Genomic DNA, 23,315 nt, shown 5'->3' on the forward strand with positions numbered 1-23,315 from the left:
CAGGCTTTGGAAGATCTTGTATTGTTCTCTTAATGTACTTATCAATGCAGAATATGGGAGAATATACGGATAATATGCTGGAGATTTATAATTCTTCTGCCTTTTCTGTTATGTTTAAGGAGGTACAGAAAAGTCAGAGGTTTGCTATGATTACTTTAGAGCTGGAAAAATATAATATGATAGCAGTACAGCTTGGAAACAAGAATGCTACCCTGTTACTGCGGCAGGTAGCACAAAAATTGTATCATATTGGGAAAAAATATTATGTTTTTCGAAATGGATATGCGACCTTTACAATTCTGTCAAAAGCCGATTCAAATAGAGTGGAATATATTATTGATACGATACGAAGCCTTTTGCAGATGCCCTGGATAGTAAATGGAAGAAACATTTATCTGAATGGAAATCTTGTAATTCAGTATTATCCGGAGCACTTTCAGACTATTGAGGAAGCGACCTCCTTCAGCACTTACCTTCTTGAAAGGGCTGCAATTTTTGGAAATAACGTGGATCTCTATGGAAATGAGGAACTGGTATCAGAATTTAAAAGAAATGCAGAGGTAGAGCAGGCTTTGGATTATGCACTTAAACAGGAAATGCTGGATGTGTATTATCAGCCGATTTATTCTGTGGGAGAAGATAAGATTACCTCAGCGGAGGCATTGGTAAGACTTTTTGACAGAAAGCTTGGCTTTATTTCTCCAGCTGAATTTATACCAATTGCAGAAAAAATGGACGGATTATTGCTTTAGGAAATCTGGTAATGGAAAAAGCCTGCTGCTTTATAAAGGAAAGGCTTTTAATAAATCCAAACAATAAAATTGATGAAATTCACATTAATGTTTCCGTGATTCAGTGTATGCAGCCGGATATGTCAGAACAAATTCTTTCTATTATTGATAAGTATCAGGTGCCACCGGAAATGATTTATCTGGAGGTAACAGAGCAGGCTACTATGTCTGCGACACTTTTAATGCGGGAGCATATGAAGAAGTTGGGGGAACGAGGTATTCGTTTTGCCTTGGATGATTATGGTACAGGCAATTCCAACTGCTCTTATCTGATTGATTTTTCTTTTCAAAAGGTAAAATTTGATCGTTTTATGATGCAGGCTTACTTTGAGAAGGAGGATGCAAAGGTAATTCTTCAGAATGAGATTGGCACACTTAAAAAGCTTGGTATCTCTGTTGTAGTAGAAGGAATTGAGACCAGAGAGCAGGTAGAAGAGATGGAGAAGCAGCAGGTAGATTATATCCAGGGCTACTATTATGCGAAACCGATGCCGGGAACTGAATTTTTAGAATATTTGGAAAAATGGTATAAAGAACATGTACATGGCAAAAGAATACCGACAGAAGTCTTGACATTAGGATAAAAAAAGTATAAAATTTATATGTTGTATATCTGTACAATGAAAATTAAATAAGGAGGTGTTCCTGTGCCAGAACTAAAATGGTTAGCCATTTTTGCGGTTCTTTTAATCGTGGTTGCTTTTGTTGTCTGGAAAGCTGCTATTTCCTACCGTATCAAGGTTGTAGAGCAGAAGCTGGGAAGTGCAGAAGAAAAGGCAAGGGAGATTATTGATGAAGCCTTGAAGACAGCAGAGAGCAAAAAGCGTGAAGCCCTTCTGGAAGCGAAAGAGGAGTCTTTAAAGACAAAGAATGAGCTTGAAAAGGAAACAAGAGAACGCAGAAGTGAGCTGCAGCGTTATGAAAAACGTGTTCTAACTAAGGAAGAAACTTTAGATAGAAAAACCGAAGCACTTGAAAAGAAAGAATCCAAGTTATCTGCAAAGGAAGCTGAGCTGGACAAGCTGAAGGAAAAAGTAGAAGCTTTGGAAGGACAGCGGCTGGCAGAACTGGAAAGAATCTCTGGACTGACCTCCGAACAAGCAAAAGATTATCTTTTAAGAACTGTTGAAGATGAAGTAAAGCATGAAACTGCGATGCTGGTAAAAGAATTAGAAAGCAAAGCAAAAGAAGAAGCAGACAAAAAAGCAAAGGATTATGTCGTTACTGCGATTCAGAAATGTGCAGCAGACCATGTGGCTGAGACAACAATTTCTGTTGTACAGCTTCCAAACGATGAAATGAAGGGACGAATCATTGGTAGAGAGGGTAGAAATATTCGTACTCTGGAAACCATGACTGGTGTAGACTTAATTATTGATGATACACCAGAGGCAGTTATTTTATCTGCCTTTGATCCAATCAGAAGAGAGGTAGCAAGAATTGCTCTTGAAAAACTGATTGTAGATGGAAGAATCCATCCTGCCAGAATCGAGGAAATGGTTGAAAAGGCTCAGAAGGAAGTTGAAGTAATGATTCGTGAAGAAGGTGAAGCAGCTACCCTGGAGGTAGGTGTTCATAGTATTCATCCTGAGCTGGTAAAATTGCTGGGACGTATGAAATTCCGTACAAGCTATGGTCAGAATGCTTTGAAGCATTCTATTGAGGTTGCACAGCTGTCAGGACTTCTGGCAGGCGAAATCGGAGCAGATGTCCGTCTGGCAAAAAGAGCCGGTTTATTACATGATATCGGTAAGTCTGTAGATCATGATATGGAGGGCTCACATATTCAGATTGGTGTGGATCTTTGTAGGAAATACAAGGAATCTCCAGTTATTATTAATGCGGTAGAAGCACATCATGGAGATGTTGAACCGGAGACTCTGATTGCAGGTATCGTTCAGGCAGCGGATACCATTTCAGCTGCAAGACCGGGTGCAAGAAGAGAAACGCTTGAAACGTATACAAACAGATTAAAACAATTAGAAGATATTACGAATAGCTTTAAGGGTGTTGATAAATCCTTTGCTATCCAGGCCGGAAGAGAAGTACGTGTTATGGTTATCCCAGAACAGGTCAGCGATGACGAGATGGTATTGCTCGCCCGGGATTTATCAAAACAGATTGAATCGGAATTAGAATATCCGGGTCAGATTAAGGTAAATGTGATTCGGGAGTCCAGAGCTACAGAATATGCAAAGTAGGATTTTTTAAATGTAAAGCGGCAGCTGCGAAAGCAGTTGACCGCTTTCTTTTTTCATTATATTAAATTTATTATTTACACAGAACATATATTCTGATATGATGTAGATATGTAGAAAGGAGCTGGTGACATGGCAGAAAGGATAATTTTCCATATTGATGTAAATTCGGCTTTCCTGTCATGGGAGTCGGTACGCCGGGTGAAAAAGGGAGAGTCGGACCTTCGGGAAATACCTGCTGCAGTCGGTGGAGACAGGAAGAAGCGGCATGGTGTGATACTGGCGAAGTCGATACCGGCGAAGCGGTATGGCATTCATACGGGAGAGAGCATTATGGAGGCTTTAAAAAAGTGTCCCCAGCTTTATCTTTTGCCTCCGGATTTTGGCTTGTATTCTGCGTGCTCTCGGGCATTTATTACTATTTTAAAGGAATATTCTCCTGTGGTAGAACAGGTCAGCATCGATGAAGCTTTTGTAGATATGACTGGGATGGAGAAGCTTTTTGGACCGCCGATAGAGGTGGCGGAGAAAATCAGAGACAGGATTTTTGAGGAACTGGGCTTTACGGTTAATGTAGGGATTTCTGCCAATAAGCTTTTGGCGAAGATGGCGAGTGATTTTGAAAAACCGGGTAAGGTGCATACATTATACCCGGAAGAGATAGCAAAGAAGATGTGGCCATTGCCGGTAGGAGAACTGTATTCTGTGGGACGTTCTACAGTAAAACAGTTGTACCTTCTGGGCATTCGTACCATTGGCGATTTGGCGAAGGCTGACCCGGAGCTTCTAAAGCGGCATTTGAAAAAGCATGGTGAGCTTATCTGGAACTTTGCTAATGGAAGAGATGTCTCGATTGTTGAAGAGGAGGCTGCTCCCAATAAGGGATATGGGAACTCAACTACGATTGCCTTTGATGTGACCGATGAAAGTGTTGCTAAAATGGTGCTGCTTTCTCTGACAGAGACAGTAGCCAGCCGGCTTAGGCAGGCAGGAGTAAAGGCAGAGAGTGTCAGCGTATCCATCCGGGATGCAGATTTTCATAATTCCTCCCACCAGATGCTGCTTATGAGGCCTACAGACATTACTTATGATATTTATGAGGCGGCCTGCCAGCTTTTTGATGAGCTTTGGGATGGAGAGCCTATTCGGCTTCTGGGAGTTAGCACCGGCAGACTGGTAGAAAAGGATGCTCCGGAGCAGTTAAGCTTTTTTGATGAGGATTTGCAGAAAAAGGAGGAAAAGCTTAAGAAGCTGGATGCGGCTATCGACATGATACGCAGTCGTTATGGTGTGGATGCGGTGAAACGGGCTGCCTTTGTGAAAGCCCCGGTAGACCATGTGGCAGGAAAGCATTTAAGGGCACAAGAGGGTGGAACAAAGATTTTAAAAAGCACGTCTAAAGGTGATGACTAGAGCATATATTGTACTGTTTGACCTGTGAAAGGAAAGAGTACATGAAGCAGAGGATGGAAGTAATATTGGTATTACTTTTGGCAGTGGTGATTACGTTGCTTGGCGGCCCCCTTAATGAGCTGGCGATTTTCCGCTGTACCGTAGAGAGGGAGGCAGTCTGCTTTCCTGTAGGAAAAGATGTTTCTGGTGGACAGGAGATTTTTTTTGAAGATAGCTTTGGAGAAGCTAGAAGCTTTGGAGGAGAACGTCAGCATGAGGGCTGTGATATTATAGCAGGCAATAATAAGCCAGGATATTTTCCGGTATTCAGTGTTTGTGAAGGGATTGTGGAAAATATCGGATGGCTTAAGCTGGGGGGCTATCGGATTGGAATTCGCAGTACTGGCGGGATATACTACTATTATGCCCATCTGGACAGCTATGCAGAGGGGATTTCACAGGGAGCCAGGGTAGAAGCCGGGACACTGCTGGGATTTATGGGAGACAGTGGCTATGGCGAGGAGGGTACCAGGGGGCAGTTTCCAGTACACCTGCACTTTGGTATTTATACAGGAACAATGGAAAAAGGACAGAATCCTTTCTGGATATTAAAAAGGCTTAAAAATAAACAAATTGCTTTTATACCGGTTCCTGTGGTAAAATAAAAAGAGCCTCAGAATAGGGGAGAGACAGGAGGAAGCTTATGGAGATTCAGTTATGGCGGGAGATTTTAGATCCTTATGCATTGGCTGTAGATGAGCTGGTGCTTAAATTTAATCATATTATCAGAGAATATAGAAATGCTGGACTTTACTCGCCGATTGAGCTGGTCAATGGTAGAGTGAAGACGATTTCCAGTATTTTAGAAAAGGCACAGCGGAAAAAAATAGAGCTGGAGGACATTGAAGAAAAGCTGGATGATATTGCAGGAATTCGTATTATCTGTCAGTTTGTCGAGGACATTGATAAGGTAGTAGAGTTGATTCATCAGAGAGAGGATATGAAGGTCATACAGGAAAAAAACTATATCAAGGAGCAGAAGGCAAGCGGTTATCGAAGCTATCATTTGATTATTGAGTATTCTGTACAGACGATGCACGGACCAAAGAAGCTGAAGGCTGAAATTCAGATTCGTACTCTGGGTATGAATTTCTGGGCTACGATAGAGCATTCCTTACAGTACAAGTATAAGACTAATATGCCGGAGCATATCAGAAAGCGTCTTTTAAAGGCGGCGGAGGCTGTTGTAATTCTGGATGAGGAGATGGCCAGCGTACGCTCGGAGATTATGGATGCCCAGAATTCCTTCCGGAAGAAAGCAGATATTGTCTCAGATATTTTGACCAATATCCAGAACCTCTATAAGCTTGCGAATAAGCGGGAGGTTGTAAAGATACAGGATGAGTTCTTCCGTTTGTACCAGAATGATGATTTGGAGCAGCTGGAGCGGTTTAACAAGCAGCTGGATATTATTTCAGAGGGTTATCGTGCCCAGAGCCTAAAATAAATTTACAGCAGTGAGGACTGGTATGAGATTAGATAAATTTCTGGCAGATGCCGGAACAGGTACAAGAAGTGAGGTTAAGCGCCTGATTAAAAGAGGCCGGGTTTTTGTCAATGGAGAGCAGGCGAAGAAACCGGAGATAAAAGTAGAGCCAGGAGTGGATAAAATTATCTGTGATGGAGAGAGCATTGACTATCAGCAAAATTATTATTATATGCTCAATAAGCCGGCTGGAGTAGTGTCTGCTACCGAGGATGGCTACTGCCAGACAGTGCTTGATATTCTGAAAGCTCCAGTCAAAAAGAATCTCTTTCCGGTAGGCCGGTTGGACAAGGATACCGAGGGGCTTCTACTGATTACAGACGATGGAGACCTGGCACACCAGCTTTTAAGCCCGAAAAAGCATGTTGGGAAGGTCTATTATGCAAGGATTGATGGAAAAGTGAGTGATGAGGATGTAGAGGCCTTTCGGAAGGGACTTTCCCTAGGAGAGCTTGAGACACTTCCAGCAGAGCTTACGATAATAAAACAGGGTGAGATTTCGGAGATTGAGCTTTTGATTTATGAGGGTAAGTTTCACCAGGTGAAGAGGATGTTTCAGGCAGTTGGGAAAGAGGTAATTTATTTAAAACGTCTTTCCATGGGAGGTCTTAAGTTAGATGAGGCTCTTGCACCGGGAGAGAGTCGGCCGCTTACAAAGGAAGAGATTGAAGGATTAAAAAACAGGAGTTAATATGTTAAAGAATATAGAAGCAGTTATCTTTGATTTAGATGGCACTCTGGTAGATTCCATGTGGATGTGGGAGGCTATTGATGTTGAATATCTTGGCAGGTTCGGCATTTCTATGCCGGAGGATTTACAGGCATGTATTGAAGGTATGAGTTTTTCAGAAACAGCAGTTTACTTTAAGGAGCGTTTTGACATTCCGGAACCATTAGAGGAGATTAAAAAAGAGTGGAATCGGATGGCATGGGACAAGTATGCCCATGAGGTACCTTTTAAGAAAGGGGCTATGGGATTTTTAAAATATTTGAAGAAAAGGGGAATAAAAACAGGAATTGCTACCAGTAATTCAAAGGAGCTGGTAGAGACAGTTATCGGAAGATATGGAGCGGAAGCTTTTTTTGACAGTATTCATACAGCCTGTGAAGTGCCGAAGGGAAAACCGGCACCGGATATCTATGAGCTGGTGGCGACGGAGCTACAGGTAGCTCCAGAAAATTGTCTTGTATTTGAAGATGTTGTGCAGGGGATTATGGCTGGAAAGAATGCTGGTATGAAGGTATGCTCGGTCTATGATGATTTTTCAAAGGATATGGATGAGAGAAAAAGAGAGCTTTCGGATTATTATATACACAGCTATGAGGAGATACCCTTGCTGTAAGGAGCAGAGATAGAAAAGAGGAAAATAGATTGGAAAAGGATTTTTTACCAATTTCAAAAGAAGATATGAAAAAAAGAGGCTGGACTGAGGTGGATTTTGTCTATGTCATAGGAGATGCCTATGTAGACCATCATTCCTTTGGTCCGGCTATTATTAGCCGTGTGCTGGAAAGTCATGGCTATAAGGTTGGAATTATTTCCCAACCGGATTGGAAAAAGGATGAAAGCATTGCTGTCTTTGGAAAGCCCCGGCTGGGTTTTTTAATCTGTGGCGGCAATATGGATACCATGGTAAACCATTATACGGTAGCGAAAAAGCATAGAAAACAGGATGCCTATACGCCGGGCGGCGTAATGGGGAAACGTCCTGACAGGGCAACAATAGTCTACGGTAATCTGATTCGGCGTACCTACAAGGACAGTCCGATTATTATAGGAGGTATTGAGGCAAGCCTTAGAAGACTGGGACATTATGATTATTGGAGTGACAGCGTCAAGCGTTCAATTCTTCTGGATTCAGGAGCCGATATTTTATCCTATGGCATGGGAGAGCATTCGATTGTAGAGATTGCAGATGCTTTGGATAGTGGATTGGCTGTTTCGGATATTACCTTTATTCAGGGAACAGTCTATAGGGCGAAAAGCCTTGAGGATGTGTATGACTATAAGCTCCTGCCGGATTTTGACAGAATAAAAAGTGAAAAGAGAGCATTTGCAGAGAGCTTTTATATCCAGTACTGCAATACAGACCCATATTCGGGACAGCGTCTTGTGGAAAAGTATAAGGAGATGGAATATGTGGTGCAGAATCCGCCGGCAAAGCCACTGACTCAGGAAGAGATGGATGAGGTATATTCCCTGCCGTATATGAGAACCTATCATCCTTCCTATGAGAAGGAGGGCGGTGTACCTGCGATGAAGGAGCTTGCCTTTAGCTTGGTGAGCAACCGTGGCTGCTTTGGTGGCTGTAATTTTTGTGCTCTGACCTTTCATCAGGGACGGATTGTGCAGACCAGAAGCCATGAATCTATTATTGAGGAAGCCAGGCTTTTAACCCAGGAAAAGGATTTTAAGGGATATATTAATGATGTTGGCGGCCCTACCGCTAATTTCCGTCATGCAGCCTGTGAGAAACAGAAAACGAGGGGAGCCTGCCCGACAAAGCAGTGCCTCTTCCCAGCTCCCTGCAAGAATCTGAAGATTGACCATCAGGATTACTGCGAGCTTTTAAAGAAGCTTAGGTCACTTCCAAAGGTAAAAAAGGTATTTATCCGTTCCGGCATCCGCTTTGATTATTTGAGCCACGATAAAGACAGACGGTTTACAAGGGAGCTGTGTGAGCATCATGTCAGCGGACAGCTCAAGGTAGCTCCGGAGCATGTTAGTGACAAGGTTCTAAAGCTGATGGGAAAACCGGAAAATGCAGTATATGAGCGTTTTATTAAGGAATATAAAAAAATCAATAAGGAGCTTGATAAAAAGCAGTATGTCGTGCCTTATCTGATGTCCTCCCATCCGGGTTCGGATATGAAGGAGGCGGTGAAGCTGGCAGAATATATACGGGATTTAGGATATATGCCGGAGCAGGTACAGGATTTTTATCCGACACCGGCAACGATTTCTACCTGTATGTATTATACTGGACTGGATCCAAGAACAAAGGAAAAGGTCTATGTGCCGAAAACAATGAAAGAAAAGCAGATGCAGCGGGCTTTAATCCAATACCGTAATCCGGAAAACTATGAGCTGGTAGCAGAGGCCCTTCGGATTGCTGGAAGGACAGACTTAATTGGATTTGATGAGAAATGTCTGATTCGTCCCCGTAATTTTGCAAAAAAAGGAAAGCTACAAAAAAAGAAAAGAATACGGAATGTGCATAAGAAAAGGGCCTGATAGAAAGGAAATGGCAACATGAAAAGAGAAAAAACGGAGTATGGCTATATTGATTATCGAAAGAAACGGCAGTTTCTTATGACGTTTCTTATGGTGCTCATTGGAATTGCAATTTATTTTCTGGGACGAGCTTTGAATAAGGGAGAAAGTTCTAATGTATTTACTGTAGCTGCGATTTTAATGGTACTGCCAGGAGCGAAATATTTCGTGAATTTTATTGTATTTTTCCCATATAGCACACCACAAAGAGCACAGCATGAGGAGCTGAAGGCCCTGCTTGGAAACAGAGGCAGCCTGTATTCTGACCTTGTGATTACTTCGCCGGAAAAGGTAATGAATCTAGATTTTCTATGGATTGAGGAGGGGTGTGTCCTTGGTGTTCTTGGAAAAGACGGGCAGGAGCTTGCCTATATTCAACAGTATCTTTCCCAGAATGTCCGTAACTGGGCTTCGGATTGCCGGGTCAAAATTTTGGGGAGCTATCAGGAGCTTCTGAAAGAATTGACAGAGCAGATGAAGCGGTCTGAAAAGGAAAAGACAGAAGACCTGAAAAAAGCCAAGGAGTATATAAGGTCTTTAATTGTATAAAAGGAAGATGTTATGAGAGAAATTAAAATTAGTGAAACAGAAGCTGGACAAAGGCTTACTAAGCTTCTGGAGAAGTATATGGAGGCGGCACCTAAAAGCTTTTTCTATAAAATGCTGCGAAAAAAGAATATAACACTGAATGATAAAAAGGCGGAGGGAAATGAGAGACTGGCTCCGGGAGATAGTGTAAAGCTTTATCTTTCGGAGGAGACGCTTCTGAAGTTTCAAAGAGTGGAAGCTGATGGAGAAAAAGTACCAGTTAAGGCTGTGAAAAAGGAAAAAACAGACCTGCAAGTGCTATATGAAAATAAGCATATTCTTGTGATTAATAAACCGGCAGGGATGCTTTCCCAGAAAGCAAGGCCAGAGGATGTTTCTCTGATTGAGCATATTACAGAGTATCTGCTTGATGAGGGAGAGCTTACGAAGGAGCAGCTTACCTATTTTCGTCCGGGTATCTGTAACCGTTTAGATAGAAATACCAGCGGCATTATTGTAGCAGGAAAGACTCTGGAGGGGCTTCAAAAAATGGGAGAACTTTTTCGGGAACGGACAATGGACAAGTATTATTATTGTGTGGTAAAGGGACAAGTAGAAAAAAAGCAGCGAATTGAGGGCTGGCTTACGAAAAATCACAGCCATAATAAGGTGACAATTAGCCAGAAAAAGACTGAAGGGGCAGAGTATATCAAAACGGAATATGAGCCGTTAAAGTGGGATGAAGACTTTACTCTTCTTAAGGTAAAGCTGATTACAGGCCGTTCTCACCAGATTCGAGCCCATTTGGAGAGTATTGGACATCCAATTGTTGGCGATGGCAAGTATGGAGATATCTATGTAAATAAATATTTTAAAAAGACTTATCAACTGAAGCATCAGCTTTTACATGCTGGAGAGCTTCATATGCCGGAGCTTTTAGGAACCTTTGAAGAGCTCTCTGGAAGAGTATTCTTAGCTCCTCTTCCAGATTACTTTGAAGAGATTATAAAGGGGGAATTCTGATGCCATCTTGGAATTCACGGGGCTTACGAGGCTCTACCCTGGAGGAAATGATTAATCTGACGAACGAAAAATATCGTGCAAACCGGCTGGCAGTGATTCAGAAGGTGCCTACACCGATTACACCGATTCATATTGATAAGGCGACAAGGCATATTACTCTGGCTTATTTTGACCAGAAAAGCACGGTAGACTATATCGGGGCAGTGCAGGGGATACCTGTCTGCTTTGATGCCAAAGAGTGTGCCGGTGATACCTTTCCACTTCAGAACATTCATGAACATCAGGTTGCTTTTATGAAAGAGTTTGAGGAGCAGAAAGGTATTGCGTTTTTATTGATTTATTTTAAAAAACAGGATGTTTTTTACTACCTCACCTTTGAGGAGCTTTGGAAATATTGGGAACGGGCTCAGAATGGAGGAAGAAAGAGCTTTCGCTTTGATGAGCTTGACCCACATTATCAGATATCTACTCATAATGGAGTATTTGTCCATTATCTGGAGATGCTGAATCAGGATTTAGAAAATCGGGATTGACACAGAAAAGTTAATATGCTACCATATTATCACATTATCATAATGAAGTGATGAGAATAATAAAAGAAGGGCGGCGGTTTTATGTTACATACTCCAGAAGGAGTCAGGGATATTTATAATGGGGAATGCAAGTGGAAACAGGGGCTTCTGAAAAGTCTTCACCAGGTATTTCATCTCTATGGCTTTGAAGACATAGAAACTCCGTCTTTTGAATTTTTTGAGGTTTTTAATAAAGAACGGGGAACCATACCTTCCAGAGAGATGTATAAGCTGTTTGACCGGGAAGGCAATACCTTAGTTTTGCGGCCGGATATGACACCTTCGGTAGCCCGCTGTGCGGCGAAGTATTTTAAGGAGGAGAACCGGCCGATACGGTTGTGCTACAGTGGCAGTACTTTTATCAACAATGAAAGCCATAAGGGTAAGCTAAATGAGGTGACGCAGTTAGGAGCCGAGCTTTTGAATGACCAAAGTGTTGAAGCCGATGCAGAAATGCTTGCTATGACAGTAGAAGCCTTGAAAACGGCAGGACTTAAGGAATTTCAGGTTGAAGTGGGCCATGCTGATTTTTTGAATGGGCTTTTGGAGGAGGGCAGCTTTTCTGAGGAAGAAAGAATGGAGCTGAAGCTGCTTTTAGAGAGTAAAAATCTTTTTGGAATGGAAGAATTTTTGGAAAAAAGGAAGCTTCCTATGCATTTACAAGGGCTTCTGGCTATGTTGCCAGAGCTGTTTGGTACAATTGAGGATTTGCTTAAAATAGAAGCTCTGGTACAAAATGAACGTTCTACTAGAGCACTGGAGCGGTTAAAACGATTGTATCGGCTATTAGGCTTTTATGGACTGGAAAAGTACATTACCTTTGACCTTGGTATGCTGAGCCGCTATGATTATTATACGGGAATTATTCTTAAGGCCTATACCTATGGCACAGGAGAACCAGTGGCTAAGGGTGGAAGATATGATTCTTTGGTTGGGCAGTTTGGAAAGGATGCTCCGGCAATTGGTGTTGCGATTGTGGCGGATCAGCTTTTACTTGCTCTGGAGCGGCAGAAAAAAGGCTGGGAGGAGACAGCGGATTTGACGGTAATCCTGTACAGTGGAGAAAAAAGCAAGCAGGCAGTTTCTATGGCTGCTGAGCTTCGTAAATGTGGTAAGAGAGTATCCTTAGTATGCGTTCCTGCAGGTAACGAAAAAGAGTCGGCAAGGGATTACAAGGATGATAAGCAGATTGAAAAACTGATTGTGCTTTAGGAGGCTTTCATGGAGGATAAGAGATATATTACGTTTGCTCTGGCAAAGGGCAGGATTGCCCGCCAGACTATGGGAATATTGGAGCAGATAGGGATTACCTGTGAGGAAATTAAGAACAAGGATAGCCGGAAGCTTATTTTTGTAAATGAGGAACTAAGGCTTAAATTCTTTCTTGCCAAGGCAAGCGATGTACCTACGTATGTAGAGTATGGAGCTGCTGATTTGGGGGTTGTAGGAAAGGATACCATTCTGGAGGAGAACCGGAAAATTTACGAGGTTGTGGATCTGGGCCTTGGCAGATGCCGGATGTGCGTTGCAGGACCGCCAGAGGCGAAAAAGTATCTGGACAGCGGTGAGCTTATCCGGGTTGCGACAAAGTATCCGAATATAGCAAAAGGCTATTTTTATAATCGTCGGCATCAGACAGTAGAGATTATTAAGCTGAATGGTTCTATTGAGCTGGCACCCTTAGTAGGGCTTTCAGAGATGATTGTTGATATTGTAGAGACTGGCTCTACCTTGAAGGAAAACGGACTTGTGGTACTGGAGGAGATTTGTCCGTTATCGGCACGGATGGTAGTAAATCAGGTTAGTATGAAAATGGAAAAGGAACGGATTGGAAAGCTGATTCATGACTTAAAGGAAGTGCTTTCTTAAAACGGGAAGGGAGAAGAAACAGCATGAGATGTCTGGAATTAACACAAGAGGTTAAGAAGAATATTTTAGAGGATTTGTTAGAACGGAGCCCAAACAGCTATGGAGGCTATGAAGCAGCTGTTTCAGAAATTATTGGGGCTGTTAAGGATAAGGGTGACGAGGCTTTGTTTTCCTATACAAAAAGGTTTGATGGCATTGAATTGGATGCAGAAAGTGTCAGAGTAACTCCAGAGGAGATAGAAGAAGCCTATACGCAGGTGGATGAGGAGTTTCTTGCAATTATCAGAAAGGCTATTGAAAACATCCGGGTATACCATGAGAAGCAGAAGCAGTACAGCTGGTTTGACAGCACACCGCAGGGAACGATTCTGGGACAAAAGGTAACGCCTTTAGAGCGGGTTGGTGTATATGTACCGGGTGGCAAAGCAGCCTATCCTTCCTCGGTGCTTATGAATACTATTCCGGCAAAGGTAGCTGGAGTAGAAAAGATTATCATGGTAACACCGCCGGATAAAGAAGGCAGGGTGACACCAACAACACTGGTAGCTGCCAGGGAGGCTGGTGCAGATGAGATTTACAAGGTAGGTGGGGCTCAGGCAATAGCGGCATTGGCTTACGGAACAGAATCTATACCTAAGGTTCATAAAATTGTAGGTCCGGGTAATATTTATGTGGCTCTTGCTAAAAAAGCAGTTTATGGGTACGTTAGTATTGATTCTATAGCTGGACCAAGTGAAATCCTGGTGCTGGCAGATGAGACAGCTAACCCAAGATATGTGGCAGCTGACCTTTTATCTCAGGCAGAGCATGACGAGCTGGCTTCAGCAATTCTGGTTACAACCAGTAAGGAGCTTGCAAAGGAAGTTGAAAAGGAAATCGAAGGATTTTTACAGGTTCTTTCACGTCGTGAGATTCTGGAAAAATCACTGGAGAATTACGGTTATATCCTGATAGCAGATACAATGGAAATGGCCATTGATACAGTAAATGAAATTGCTTCTGAGCATTTAGAGATTGTAACAAAGGATCCTTTCCAGATAATGACAAAGATTAAAAATGCCGGGGCTATTTTCCTGGGAGAGTATTCCAGTGAGCCGTTGGGAGATTATTTTGCAGGACCGAATCATGTACTTCCTACCAATGGTACGGCAAAGTTTTTCTCGCCTCTTAGTGTAGATGATTTTATAAAGAAATCCAGTATTATTTCTTATTCAAGAGAGGCACTGTATCCATTTCACCAGGATATCGTAAGCTTTGCTAAGGCGGAAGGTCTGACTGCTCATGCAAATTCTATTGCAGTCCGCTTTGAAAAGGAGTAAAATAGTTAATAGAAAAGCAGAAGATGCCGATATACTATTAGAAGTGTAAATAAACATATGTCAACAGATCAAAGGAGTGATAATATGGCAGCTGGTTTTAATGTTAATAACAATGCGAACCTGTTTAACAGTATGTTCGGAACGACAGCCACAGGCGGCAGTACAGGAGGTAGTTCTGTCCTGGGCGACTATGCAATGATTCGAAGCGGAGCCTATAAAAAGCTTTTGAATGCGTACTATGATAAGAAGGAAAAGGCCGAAGGTACTGATTCAACAGAGGACACTGCAGAGCAAAAGGCAGAAAAAACGGCACTTATGACAATTAAGGCTGCAGCTTCTGAGTTAAAGGACGCAGCTACAGCTCTTAGTGCAGCAGAAGGTACCGGTGAAGAGAGACTGGAAAAGGCAAAGAGCCTTGTGAAGGCTTATAATGCCCTGTTAGACAGCACGCAGGATGTAGAGAATACCAAGATATTACAGAAGACTCTCTGGATGATTAGTGATATGAAAGCAAATGATGGGCTTTTAGAGGACGCTGGCATTACAATTGGGGCAGATAATAAGCTTATTTTAAATGAAGAGAAGTTCAAGGCTGCAGATAAAAGTGTACTGGACACCTTATTTACTGGCAGAAGCTCTTTGATGGGCAAGGTGGGAAATAAGACCTTTGATATTGTAAACAGGGCTGCAGAGGCTGTTACAAAGCTGAAGGGCGGTTCTGTATATACCGATAAGGGGGCTTATACAAAGCTGAATACCAGTACCTTATACGATGGATTATTCTAACTAATTTGCTTAGCTTGAAAGGATGACAGATGATAGCACGGACAAGTGAAATTAGCAGAAAAACAAAGGAAACGGAAATTACCATAAAGCTTTGTCTGGATGGCAGTGGAGAAAGCCGCATACTTACAGGTATCGGCTTTTTCGACCATATGCTGACAGGCTTTGCAAAGCATGGTTTTTTTGACTTAGAGCTTACTTGTAAAGGGGATCTTGAGGTAGATACCCACCATACCGTTGAGGATGTAGGAATTGTTCTCGGGCAGGCGATTCGGGAAGCCCTGGGAGATAAGACAGGTATCCGCCGGTATGGCTATTTTATTCTGCCAATGGATGAAACCTTGATGCTTTGCTCCCTGGATTTGTCGGGAAGACCCTACTTTAATTTTGACACCAGCTTTACGGCAGAGCGTCTGGGAGAGCTGGAGACGGAAACGATACGGGAATTTTTATATGCAGTTTCCTACAGTGCAGGTATGAATCTGCATATAAAGGAGCTGGCAGGAGAAAATAATCACCATAAGGTAGAAGCCATATTTAAGGCCTTTGGAAAGGCTTTGGATGAAGCGACAGGCTGGGAGCCCAGAAATAAAGGCATTCTTTCTACCAAGGGAGCACTATAAAAGGAGTAAAAGCCATGGCATATAAAAAGATAATTGCATACATCAATGCAGAAAATGAAATGGATAATGTAGTTTTAAAAGCAGCAGAAAAATATTCCCATGAAGGAGCGGATGAGCTGTTTATTTACAATTATGCAAAGGATACAGCTTCCCGGGAAGAGTTTTTAAAGCTTTTAAAGAAGATTGCCGGTGTGGTGGATATTCCGTTTTCTGCAGGCTATTATATTGAGAATTTTGAGGATGTGAAAAAGCTTTTATATACGGGAGCTTCTCAGATTGTCATTCGTGAAGAGCTTATGACGAATGAGGAGAGTCTGGAGGAAGCTATTGAGAGGTTTGGTTCAGATAAGTTCATTATTGAAACGGATGCCAACGGTGATTTTTCTGCTTATGAAAAATCCATTCATTGGGAAAGAATGGGCTTTGATACGATTTTGCTGAAGCATGTAAATGCCTCTGTCCGCTTGGAGGAAAATATCAATCGCTCCAATCTTCCGGTGATTATCCGTGACAGCCTGACCCGCCACATGATTGGTGATATAATAAATATCAATAATGTGCTTGGTGTAGCAACAAACTATTACCGGGATAAGGATTTAATGAAAGCAAAGCAGGGCTTGAAGGAAAATGGAGTTTTAATTAATCTGTTTGAAAGCAGTATGGCTTTTTCCCAATTTAAGAAAAACAGTGATGGTCTGGTGCCGGTTATTACTCAGGATTATAAGACCGGTGAAGTATTGATGTTAGCTTATATGAATGAGGAGGCTTATCAGAAGACAATTGAAACAGGGAAAATGGTATATTACAGCCGTAGTCGTCAGAAGCTTTGGTGCAAGGGAGAAACTTCTGGACATCATCAGTATGTAAAACACTTGATGATTGACTGTGATAGTGATACAATATTAGCAAAGGTTCGTCAGATTGGTGCAGCCTGCCATACAGGGCATGCTACCTGCTTTTTTACCGATTTGGTAAAAAAAGAATATGACGATACTAATCCGTTGACGGTATTTCAGGATGTTTATGATATCATAAAGGATCGAAAGCAGAATCCCAAGGAGGGCTCTTATACTAATTATCTTTTTGATAAGGGAATTGACAAGATTCTAAAAAAGTGTGGAGAAGAGGCTACGGAGATTGTCATAGCGGCTAAGAATCCGGAAACAGAGGAACTAAAATATGAGATAAGTGATTTTCTTTATCATCTGATGGTTTTAATGGCAGAATGTGGTTTAAGCTGGAATGATGTAATAAAGGAACTGGCTCATCGAAGATAATCAGGAGGGAATTATGGCATTTTTAAGTGGGTTTGTAAGTTATGCAATTAAGTTTATTGTGTTTGGTGTAGTAGCAATAGCAGGAGTATTTTTAGGGAAATCTCTGCGTGAAAAAAAGAATGCCTCCAAATAAGCTTTGGAAAAAGGAAGGGAGTTCGCAAAATTAGGCGGACTCCCTTATTTTGATTTGACAAAGATAGAAAGAACCCGTATAATAATAAATTAGCGAATTATTGAATTTAATAGATAGCATGGAGGAATAACAAATGAAAGCATATGGAGTAAACGAGCTTCGCCGGCTGTATCTGGAATTTTTTGAAAGTAAAGAGCATCTGGCGTTAAAGAGCTTTTCCTTAGTACCACATAACGACAACAGTCTGTTGCTAATTAACTCCGGTATGGCACCTATGAAGCCTTATTTTACAGGACAGGAAATCCCACCAAGAAGAAGAGTGACGACCTGTCAGAAGTGTATTCGTACCGGTGATATTGAAAATGTAGGTAAGACGGCAAGACATCTTACCTTCTTTGAGATGCTAGGAAATTTCTCCTTTGGCGATTATTTTAAAAGAGAAGCGATCCACTGGTCCTGGGAATTCTTAACCGAGGTTGTTGGTATGGATAAGGAGCGTCTGTATCCATCTATCTATGCAGAGGATGAAGAGGCTTTTGATATCTGGACAAAGGAAATTGGTGTACCTGCAGAGAAGATTACCCGGTTTGAGCGGGATGAGAATGGTGAATGTGATAATTTCTGGGAGCATGGTGCAGGTCCTTGTGGCCCTTGCTCTGAGATTTACTATGACCGTGGACTGAAATATGGCTGCGGCAGTCCGGATTGTAAGGTGGGCTGTGAGTGTGACCGTTTCATGGAGGTATGGAACAATGTATTTACCCAGTTTGAAAGTGATGGAAACCGCCACTATACTGAGCTGGAGCAGAAGAACATTGATACCGGTATGGGGCTGGAGCGTCTGGCAGTTGTAGTTCAGGATGTAGATTCGGTATTTGATATTGATACAATGAAGGCTATCCGTGATGAGGTATGCCGTCTGGCAAATGTTACCTATCAGCAGGATGAAAAGACAGATGTTTCTATTCGTCTGATTACTGACCATATCCGTTCCGTTACCTTTATGGTATCTGACGGTATTATGCCTTCCAATGAAGGACGTGGTTATGTACTCCGCCGTCTGTTACGTCGTGCAGCCCGCCATGGACGTTTACTCGGTATCCAGGATAAGTTCCTTGCAAAGCTTTGCAATACGGTAATTGAAGAGTGTAAGGATGGTTATCCAGAGCTGTTCGAAAAGAAAGAGATGATTTTCAAGGTATTAAGCCAGGAGGAAGAAAAGTTCTATAAGACTATTGACCAGGGACTTTCTATTCTGTCAGAGATGGCAGAGGAGCTTATAAAGTCTGCTGGTAAGGTACTGGCTGGTGAAGATGCCTTCAAGCTTTATGATACCTATGGCTTCCCAATTGATTTAACTAAGGAAATCCTGGAGGAAAAGGGCCTTACCATTGACGAAGAGGGTTTTAAGACCGCTATGGAGGAGCAGAGACAGAAGGCAAGAGCTGCCAGAAAGACTACCAACTATATGGGAGCAGATGTTACTGTATACCAGTCTATTGATGTAGCTGTTTCCAGCAAGTTTGTGGGCTATGACCGTCTGGAGCATGAGTCTGAGATTACCGTACTTACTACAGAGGAGGAGCTTACAGAGGCTCTGACCGATGGACAGACCGGTACGATTATTGTTAATGAAACACCATTCTACGCTACGATGGGTGGTCAGCAGGGCGATATTGGTGTAATCAAGACAGCAGACGGTGAATTTACCGTTGAGGATACCATTAAGCTGCAGGGTACGAAAATTGGCCATGTAGGAAAGATGACAAAGGGTATGCTAAAGGTTGGCGACAAGGTTACCTTATCTGTATGTGAGAAGAACCGTACAGATACCTGCAAAAACCACAGTGCGACCCACCTTCTTCAGAAGGCTCTGCGTACCGTACTGGGAAATCATGTAGAACAGGCTGGTTCTTATGTAGCAGCTGACCGTCTGCGTTTTGACTTTACCCATTTCTCAGCCTTGACAAAAGAGGAAATTGCTAAGGTTGAGGCGATTGTAAATGAAGAAATCAGCAAGGGTCTGAATGTAGAGACTATGGAAATGACCCTGGAGGAAGCAAAGAAAACCGGTGCTATGGCATTGTTTGGTGAGAAATATGGTGAAAAAGTTCGTGTCGTAAAAATGGGCGATTTCAGTATTGAGCTTTGCGGTGGAACCCATGTTAAGAATACCTCTGCGATTACTGCATTAAAGATTGTTTCCGAGAGTGGTATTGCAGCTGGTGTCAGAAGAATTGAGGCCCTCACCTCCCAGGGGGTATTTGCTTATTATAACCATCTGGAGGAGGAGCTTCATGAAGCGGCTAAGGCTGCTAAGACAGAGCCTGCCGGACTGGTAAAGAGAATCGAAGGTATGCAGGAGGAATTAAAGGCTCTCCAGGCAGAAAATCAGAAGCTGAAGGCAAAGGCTGCAAAGGATGCCCTTGGAGATGTGATGGATAAGGTAGTAGAGATTAAGGGCGTTAAGGTATTAGCTGCCAAGCTTGAAAACGTGGATATGAATGAGCTTCGTAACCTGGGCGATTCCTTAAAGGAGAAGCTGGGTGAGGGAGTTGTTCTCCTGGCTTCTGCAAAGGATGACAAGGTAAGCTTGATTTCTATGGCTACCGAGGGCGCTATGAAGGCAGGTGCCCATGCAGGCAATCTGATTAAGGAGGTAGCTTCCATGGTAGGCGGTGGCGGCGGCGGTCGTCCAAATATGGCTCAGGCTGGTGGTAAGAATCCATCCGGTATTGAGGCTGCCCTGGCAAAGGCAAAGGAAGTTGTCGAAGGACAGATTAAATAAAAGAAATGCTTGAATAAAGGCTGATATACGCTTGGTATATCGGCCTTTCTAAGCAGAAAAAGAAAAGGTATTATATGAAAAGGTATACGTTGGAGAGTAAAATTAAGAAGATATACTTTGTGGGGTTTGTAGGGATTATTCTTATTTCTGTACTGGGGTTTGCAGTGATGAGTAACAGTATGTATTCTGAGCAGGCTTTTACATTTTGTGAGAATACAGTAAGCCTGAACCTGAACCTCCTGGAAAACCGACTGATGCAGATTCAGGAAATCCAGAGGTCCATTGCAGAGGACTCCAGGATAAAAGAAATTATTAAGTATCATGCTGTAAATGAAGAGATTGATTATTCTATAGAATTATACCAGCAAAGAGAGGTCGCAGACAGATTTTCACTGTTGTTCCGAAGTGAAGGAATCGACAATGCCTATATTGTTGATGCACGGGGAGAGTGTCTTTATACGTATAAAGCTTCCCTGTATCCAGGCAGGCTAATAGAAGAGGAATGGTTTCAGGAGATTATGGAAAAGGCATATATGAGCAGCTCTTATATATCAAGAGTCCATGATAAAAGTTATCTGCTCAATGGATCGAAAGAAACCTGTATTTCCATGGTAATGCCGATTACACTGGGGGCAGATGGAGTAGTATTTTCACCAAAGGCATATCTTGTTTGCGATGTAAGTCCCGGACAGATTTTGGAATCCAGTTCTGCCGATATTAAGTTTGCCCTTTTGTATGCAGAAGAGGAATGGTACTCCTTTGAAGAAATAGAGGGCAGTGAGGATATCCGAAAAGAAATAGAAGAAGGAGATGCCAGTGTAAGAAAAATCAGGAGAAAAGGTGATAATGATTTGTTGGTTGTGTCTATGGGGACGAAAAATTTTGGTTTGCAGCTGATTGGTGTTAAAGAGCTGGCAGAAGAAAGTCAGATGCAAAGAAACCTGATTTTGCTTGCTGGTATTACAATGGGAGCGGCGGCTTTGCTTACCCTGATTGTTTCCAAACAAACTACCGCGGCAATCGTAAGGCCTGTAAAAAGACTGATTGAAAAGTGCAATGAGGTTTCTGCGGGAAACTATGAAATTGAGTTTGAAAAGGAAGAAATCCAGGAACTGGGAGTCTTGTCAGATACCATTCAGAATATGATAGATAATGTCGTTTCCCTGAACAAGAAGATGGTAGAGGAAGAAAAAAGATTTTCCCAGCAGAGGCTGAGAGCACTACAGCATCAAATTAATCCTCATTTTATTAATAATGTATTGCAATCCATCAAAGCGCTGGCCCTGGAAGGAAAAATGAAGGAAATCTCAGATATGGCAACCTGTCTGGGAAAGGTAATGGCATATTCGGTATACCAGCCTTATGAGAGTGTAACTGTAAAAGAAGAGCTGGAGCATATAAAAAATTATCTGGAGGTTCAGAATATCCGTTTTGAAAACCGGATCATTTATTCGGTAGAATGCAGCGGCCAGGCGGGAAATGCCAAAATTTTAAAGCTAATCCTGCAGCCTTTGGTAGAAAATGCAATAGAGCATGGTCTTGGACTTAGGGAAAGGGAGATTATTACCATTGATGCTGTGGAAGAGGAGGATATGGTCTGTATTATCATCAGTGATAATGGAAAAGGCATATCAGAGGAGAAAATACTGCAGATAAGAGAAAAGCTGGCTTCAGGAGAAGTATATGATCAGCAGAAGAGTATTGGGATTTTGAATGTAAATGAGAGATTGATCAACAAATATGGAAAGGAATATGGACTGGAGCTGTTTTCTAAAGAAGGAAATCAGACAACGGTTATTGTAAAGCTACCAAAGGAAAGAGAGGAGAATGGGGAATATGAAGGTATTGCTGGTAGATGATGAGATGATTGCAATAAAAATGTTAAAGAAGCTGATTCCCTGGGGAGAGCTTGGTCTGGAGCTGATGGGCTATGCCAAGGATGGCAATGAAGCATACCAGATGGTTTTGAAGGAAATGCCGGATATTATTATAACTGATATCCGTATGGGAAACATGGATGGACTTCAGCTGGTAGAAAGGGTGTTTAATTTATCAAAAAATGTGAAAATTCTTCTGACCAGTGCTTATGCAGATTTTGACTTTGCAAAGGAAGCGATACGGCTGGGGTGTAGTGATTACATATTGAAGCCTGTAGATGAGGATGAGCTTGAGGAAGCCCTTCGTAAAATGATAGAGGACATTCGCGGAAAACAGAATGAAAGAAAGCTTATTGATAGAAGCGAGAAACAGCTGTGGATGCTGGAATTATATAAATATATGAAAAGCAGCAGCCATGCAAATAAGGCTTTGAAATATAAAAAGGATTATGACTTTGATTTTTTGGACTATATTGTTTTCTTGATCCAGAGAGATAGCAGCTCGATTGATGAATATATTAATACAAGCAGCATTGAAATGCTGCAGGAAAAGTATGTGCTGCATATTCTGGAACGGGTCGTAGGCGAGGAATATAAAAAGAAGTTTTTGTTTTTTGATTATGAGGATGATACCTGGATTCTTATTGTAGAAAAGACAGAAGCAGAGGAAATGATGGATACTGGACGGAGGCTGGCAGAGGTGCTTCAGGAGGAACTGAATCTGAATGTGCTGTTCTGCTTTAGCACACAGGGAAAGAGCTTAGAGGAGCTTCCTGACTTGTACGGGCAGGTGAAGAGCCTGCAAAAATATGCTTTTTACATAGGGGACGAAAAGATACTTGGGTATAATTATAACTGTGTGGGGGCAGAGATTGAACAGATCCGGGAGATAGGGGCTAAAAGAGAAGCTGAGTACTCTATAAAACAGAAGGAAAAAGAAACAAAGAAAAAGTTCAGTAAGCCTGTGGAAGAAAGCCTTCAGTTTATTGAAGCAAATTACAATAAAAATCTGTCTCTGGATGAAATTTGTGAGAATGTAGCAGTGAGCAAGAATTATTTTTGCTATCTGTTTAAAAGAGAACTGGGAGTCAGTTTGTGGAATTATCTGACCCAGATACGACTAGGTCAGGCCAAACGGCTTTTGGAGGAAACAGATCTAAAGACCTATGAGATTGCATTTGAGGTAGGGTATGATAATCCGAGTTATTTTTCAAAGATATTTAAAAAGCTAGAGTCTGTGACACCTAATGAATACCGGGCCGGGAAAAGGGAATATAGTGATAGAAAATCGTAAGTTTATTTCTTTTGGATTATGAAAATTT

19 protein-coding genes and 1 pseudogene are annotated in these 23,315 nt (G+C 42.1%); all 20 read left to right on the forward strand.

Annotation, left to right across the window (positions count from 1 at the left end; genetic code table 11):
- Positions 1-74: 74 nt before the first annotated feature.
- A pseudogene (locus ASU35_RS20060) lies at positions 75-1,375 on the forward strand (EAL domain-containing protein).
- Positions 1,376-1,462: 87 nt separating this feature from the next.
- Entirely contained in the window at positions 1,463-2,992 is a 1,530-nt protein-coding gene (rny, locus tag ASU35_RS03505) for a ribonuclease Y (RefSeq protein WP_341415897.1), read from the forward strand.
- 129 nt (positions 2,993-3,121) lie between these two features.
- Positions 3,122-4,402, forward strand: a complete 1,281-nt coding sequence (locus ASU35_RS03510) for a DNA polymerase Y family protein (RefSeq protein WP_058351680.1) — start codon at positions 3,122-3,124, stop codon at positions 4,400-4,402.
- Positions 4,403-4,443: 41 nt separating this feature from the next.
- Positions 4,444-5,046 carry a M23 family metallopeptidase gene (locus ASU35_RS03515; RefSeq protein ID WP_058351681.1) on the forward strand — a complete coding sequence of 201 codons (603 nt, stop codon included), beginning with the start codon at positions 4,444-4,446 and terminating at the stop codon, positions 5,044-5,046.
- 38 nt (positions 5,047-5,084) lie between these two features.
- Positions 5,085-5,888: a GTP pyrophosphokinase gene (locus ASU35_RS03520; protein ID WP_058351682.1), complete on the forward strand. Its 804-nt coding sequence runs from the start codon at positions 5,085-5,087 to the stop codon at positions 5,886-5,888.
- A 22-nt stretch (positions 5,889-5,910) separates the two neighbouring features.
- Positions 5,911-6,618 carry a pseudouridine synthase gene (locus ASU35_RS03525; protein ID WP_058351683.1) on the forward strand — a complete coding sequence of 236 codons (708 nt, stop codon included), beginning with the start codon at positions 5,911-5,913 and terminating at the stop codon, positions 6,616-6,618.
- 1 nt (position 6,619) lies between these two features.
- Positions 6,620-7,270: an HAD family hydrolase gene (locus ASU35_RS03530; RefSeq protein ID WP_058351684.1), complete on the forward strand. Its 651-nt coding sequence runs from the start codon at positions 6,620-6,622 to the stop codon at positions 7,268-7,270.
- 29 nt (positions 7,271-7,299) lie between these two features.
- Positions 7,300-9,162 (forward strand): YgiQ family radical SAM protein, encoded by a 1,863-nt coding sequence (locus tag ASU35_RS03535; RefSeq protein WP_058351685.1) that lies wholly within the window; start codon positions 7,300-7,302, stop codon positions 9,160-9,162.
- Positions 9,163-9,180: 18 nt separating this feature from the next.
- Entirely contained in the window at positions 9,181-9,750 is a 570-nt protein-coding gene (locus ASU35_RS03540) for a hypothetical protein (protein ID WP_058351686.1), read from the forward strand.
- Between the two features lie 12 nt (positions 9,751-9,762).
- The gene (locus tag ASU35_RS03545; RefSeq protein ID WP_058351687.1) at positions 9,763-10,752 is read left to right on the forward strand and encodes an RluA family pseudouridine synthase; all 990 of its coding nucleotides are present in this window, start codon (positions 9,763-9,765) and stop codon (positions 10,750-10,752) included.
- Positions 10,752-11,285, forward strand: a complete 534-nt coding sequence (locus ASU35_RS03550; protein WP_058351688.1) for a Holliday junction resolvase RecU — start codon at positions 10,752-10,754, stop codon at positions 11,283-11,285. Before ASU35_RS03545 ends, ASU35_RS03550 begins: the two co-directional genes overlap by 1 nt.
- An 81-nt stretch (positions 11,286-11,366) precedes the next feature.
- Entirely contained in the window at positions 11,367-12,536 is a 1,170-nt protein-coding gene (hisZ, locus tag ASU35_RS03555) for an ATP phosphoribosyltransferase regulatory subunit (RefSeq protein ID WP_058351689.1), read from the forward strand.
- Between the two features lie 9 nt (positions 12,537-12,545).
- Positions 12,546-13,193: an ATP phosphoribosyltransferase gene (gene hisG / locus ASU35_RS03560; protein WP_058351690.1), complete on the forward strand. Its 648-nt coding sequence runs from the start codon at positions 12,546-12,548 to the stop codon at positions 13,191-13,193.
- 23 nt (positions 13,194-13,216) lie between these two features.
- Positions 13,217-14,512, forward strand: a complete 1,296-nt coding sequence (hisD, locus tag ASU35_RS03565) for a histidinol dehydrogenase (RefSeq protein WP_058351691.1) — start codon at positions 13,217-13,219, stop codon at positions 14,510-14,512.
- Between the two features lie 84 nt (positions 14,513-14,596).
- Positions 14,597-15,298 (forward strand): hypothetical protein, encoded by a 702-nt coding sequence (locus tag ASU35_RS03570; protein ID WP_058351692.1) that lies wholly within the window; start codon positions 14,597-14,599, stop codon positions 15,296-15,298.
- A 29-nt stretch (positions 15,299-15,327) separates the two neighbouring features.
- Entirely contained in the window at positions 15,328-15,918 is a 591-nt protein-coding gene (gene hisB / locus ASU35_RS03575; RefSeq protein ID WP_058351693.1) for an imidazoleglycerol-phosphate dehydratase HisB, read from the forward strand.
- 14 nt (positions 15,919-15,932) lie between these two features.
- Positions 15,933-17,195 carry a bifunctional phosphoribosyl-AMP cyclohydrolase/phosphoribosyl-ATP diphosphatase HisIE gene (hisIE, locus tag ASU35_RS18490; RefSeq protein ID WP_083504121.1) on the forward strand — a complete coding sequence of 421 codons (1,263 nt, stop codon included), beginning with the start codon at positions 15,933-15,935 and terminating at the stop codon, positions 17,193-17,195.
- A gap of 266 nt (positions 17,196-17,461) precedes the next feature.
- Complete coding sequence (alaS, locus tag ASU35_RS03585) at positions 17,462-20,116, forward strand: alanine--tRNA ligase (protein WP_058351694.1); 2,655 nt, start codon at positions 17,462-17,464, stop codon at positions 20,114-20,116.
- 74 nt (positions 20,117-20,190) lie between these two features.
- Positions 20,191-21,975: a histidine kinase gene (locus ASU35_RS03590; protein WP_058351695.1), complete on the forward strand. Its 1,785-nt coding sequence runs from the start codon at positions 20,191-20,193 to the stop codon at positions 21,973-21,975.
- The gene (locus tag ASU35_RS03595; RefSeq protein WP_058351696.1) at positions 21,953-23,287 is read left to right on the forward strand and encodes a response regulator transcription factor; all 1,335 of its coding nucleotides are present in this window, start codon (positions 21,953-21,955) and stop codon (positions 23,285-23,287) included. The genes ASU35_RS03590 and ASU35_RS03595 overlap by 23 nt, the downstream gene beginning before the upstream one ends.
- Positions 23,288-23,315: the final 28 nt, after the last annotated feature.

It is taken from the genome of Acetivibrio ethanolgignens (assembly GCF_001461035.1).
Taxonomy (GTDB): domain Bacteria; phylum Bacillota; class Clostridia; order Lachnospirales; family Lachnospiraceae; genus Velocimicrobium; species Velocimicrobium ethanolgignens.

Bases quoted from the DNA above. Each gene is read 5' to 3' on its own strand.
- hisZ (WP_058351689.1), top strand. From the start codon at position 11,367: ATGTTACATACTCCAGAAGGAGTCAGGGATATTTATAATGGGGAATGC.
- hisG (WP_058351690.1), top strand. From the start codon at position 12,546: ATGGAGGATAAGAGATATATTACGTTTGCTCTGGCAAAGGGCAGGATT.
- ASU35_RS03515 (WP_058351681.1), top strand. From the start codon at position 4,444: ATGAAGCAGAGGATGGAAGTAATATTGGTATTACTTTTGGCAGTGGTG.
- hisB (WP_058351693.1), top strand. From the start codon at position 15,328: ATGATAGCACGGACAAGTGAAATTAGCAGAAAAACAAAGGAAACGGAA.
- ASU35_RS03510 (WP_058351680.1), top strand. From the start codon at position 3,122: ATGGCAGAAAGGATAATTTTCCATATTGATGTAAATTCGGCTTTCCTG.
- hisIE (WP_083504121.1), top strand. From the start codon at position 15,933: ATGGCATATAAAAAGATAATTGCATACATCAATGCAGAAAATGAAATG.
- ASU35_RS03545 (WP_058351687.1), top strand. From the start codon at position 9,763: ATGAGAGAAATTAAAATTAGTGAAACAGAAGCTGGACAAAGGCTTACT.
- ASU35_RS03590 (WP_058351695.1), top strand. From the start codon at position 20,191: ATGAAAAGGTATACGTTGGAGAGTAAAATTAAGAAGATATACTTTGTG.
- ASU35_RS03525 (WP_058351683.1), top strand. From the start codon at position 5,911: ATGAGATTAGATAAATTTCTGGCAGATGCCGGAACAGGTACAAGAAGT.
- alaS (WP_058351694.1), top strand. From the start codon at position 17,462: ATGAAAGCATATGGAGTAAACGAGCTTCGCCGGCTGTATCTGGAATTT.
- hisD (WP_058351691.1), top strand. From the start codon at position 13,217: ATGAGATGTCTGGAATTAACACAAGAGGTTAAGAAGAATATTTTAGAG.
- ASU35_RS03520 (WP_058351682.1), top strand. From the start codon at position 5,085: ATGGAGATTCAGTTATGGCGGGAGATTTTAGATCCTTATGCATTGGCT.
- ASU35_RS03595 (WP_058351696.1), top strand. From the start codon at position 21,953: ATGAAGGTATTGCTGGTAGATGATGAGATGATTGCAATAAAAATGTTA.
- ASU35_RS03550 (WP_058351688.1), top strand. From the start codon at position 10,752: ATGCCATCTTGGAATTCACGGGGCTTACGAGGCTCTACCCTGGAGGAA.
- ASU35_RS03530 (WP_058351684.1), top strand. From the start codon at position 6,620: ATGTTAAAGAATATAGAAGCAGTTATCTTTGATTTAGATGGCACTCTG.
- ASU35_RS03570 (WP_058351692.1), top strand. From the start codon at position 14,597: ATGGCAGCTGGTTTTAATGTTAATAACAATGCGAACCTGTTTAACAGT.
- ASU35_RS03540 (WP_058351686.1), top strand. From the start codon at position 9,181: ATGAAAAGAGAAAAAACGGAGTATGGCTATATTGATTATCGAAAGAAA.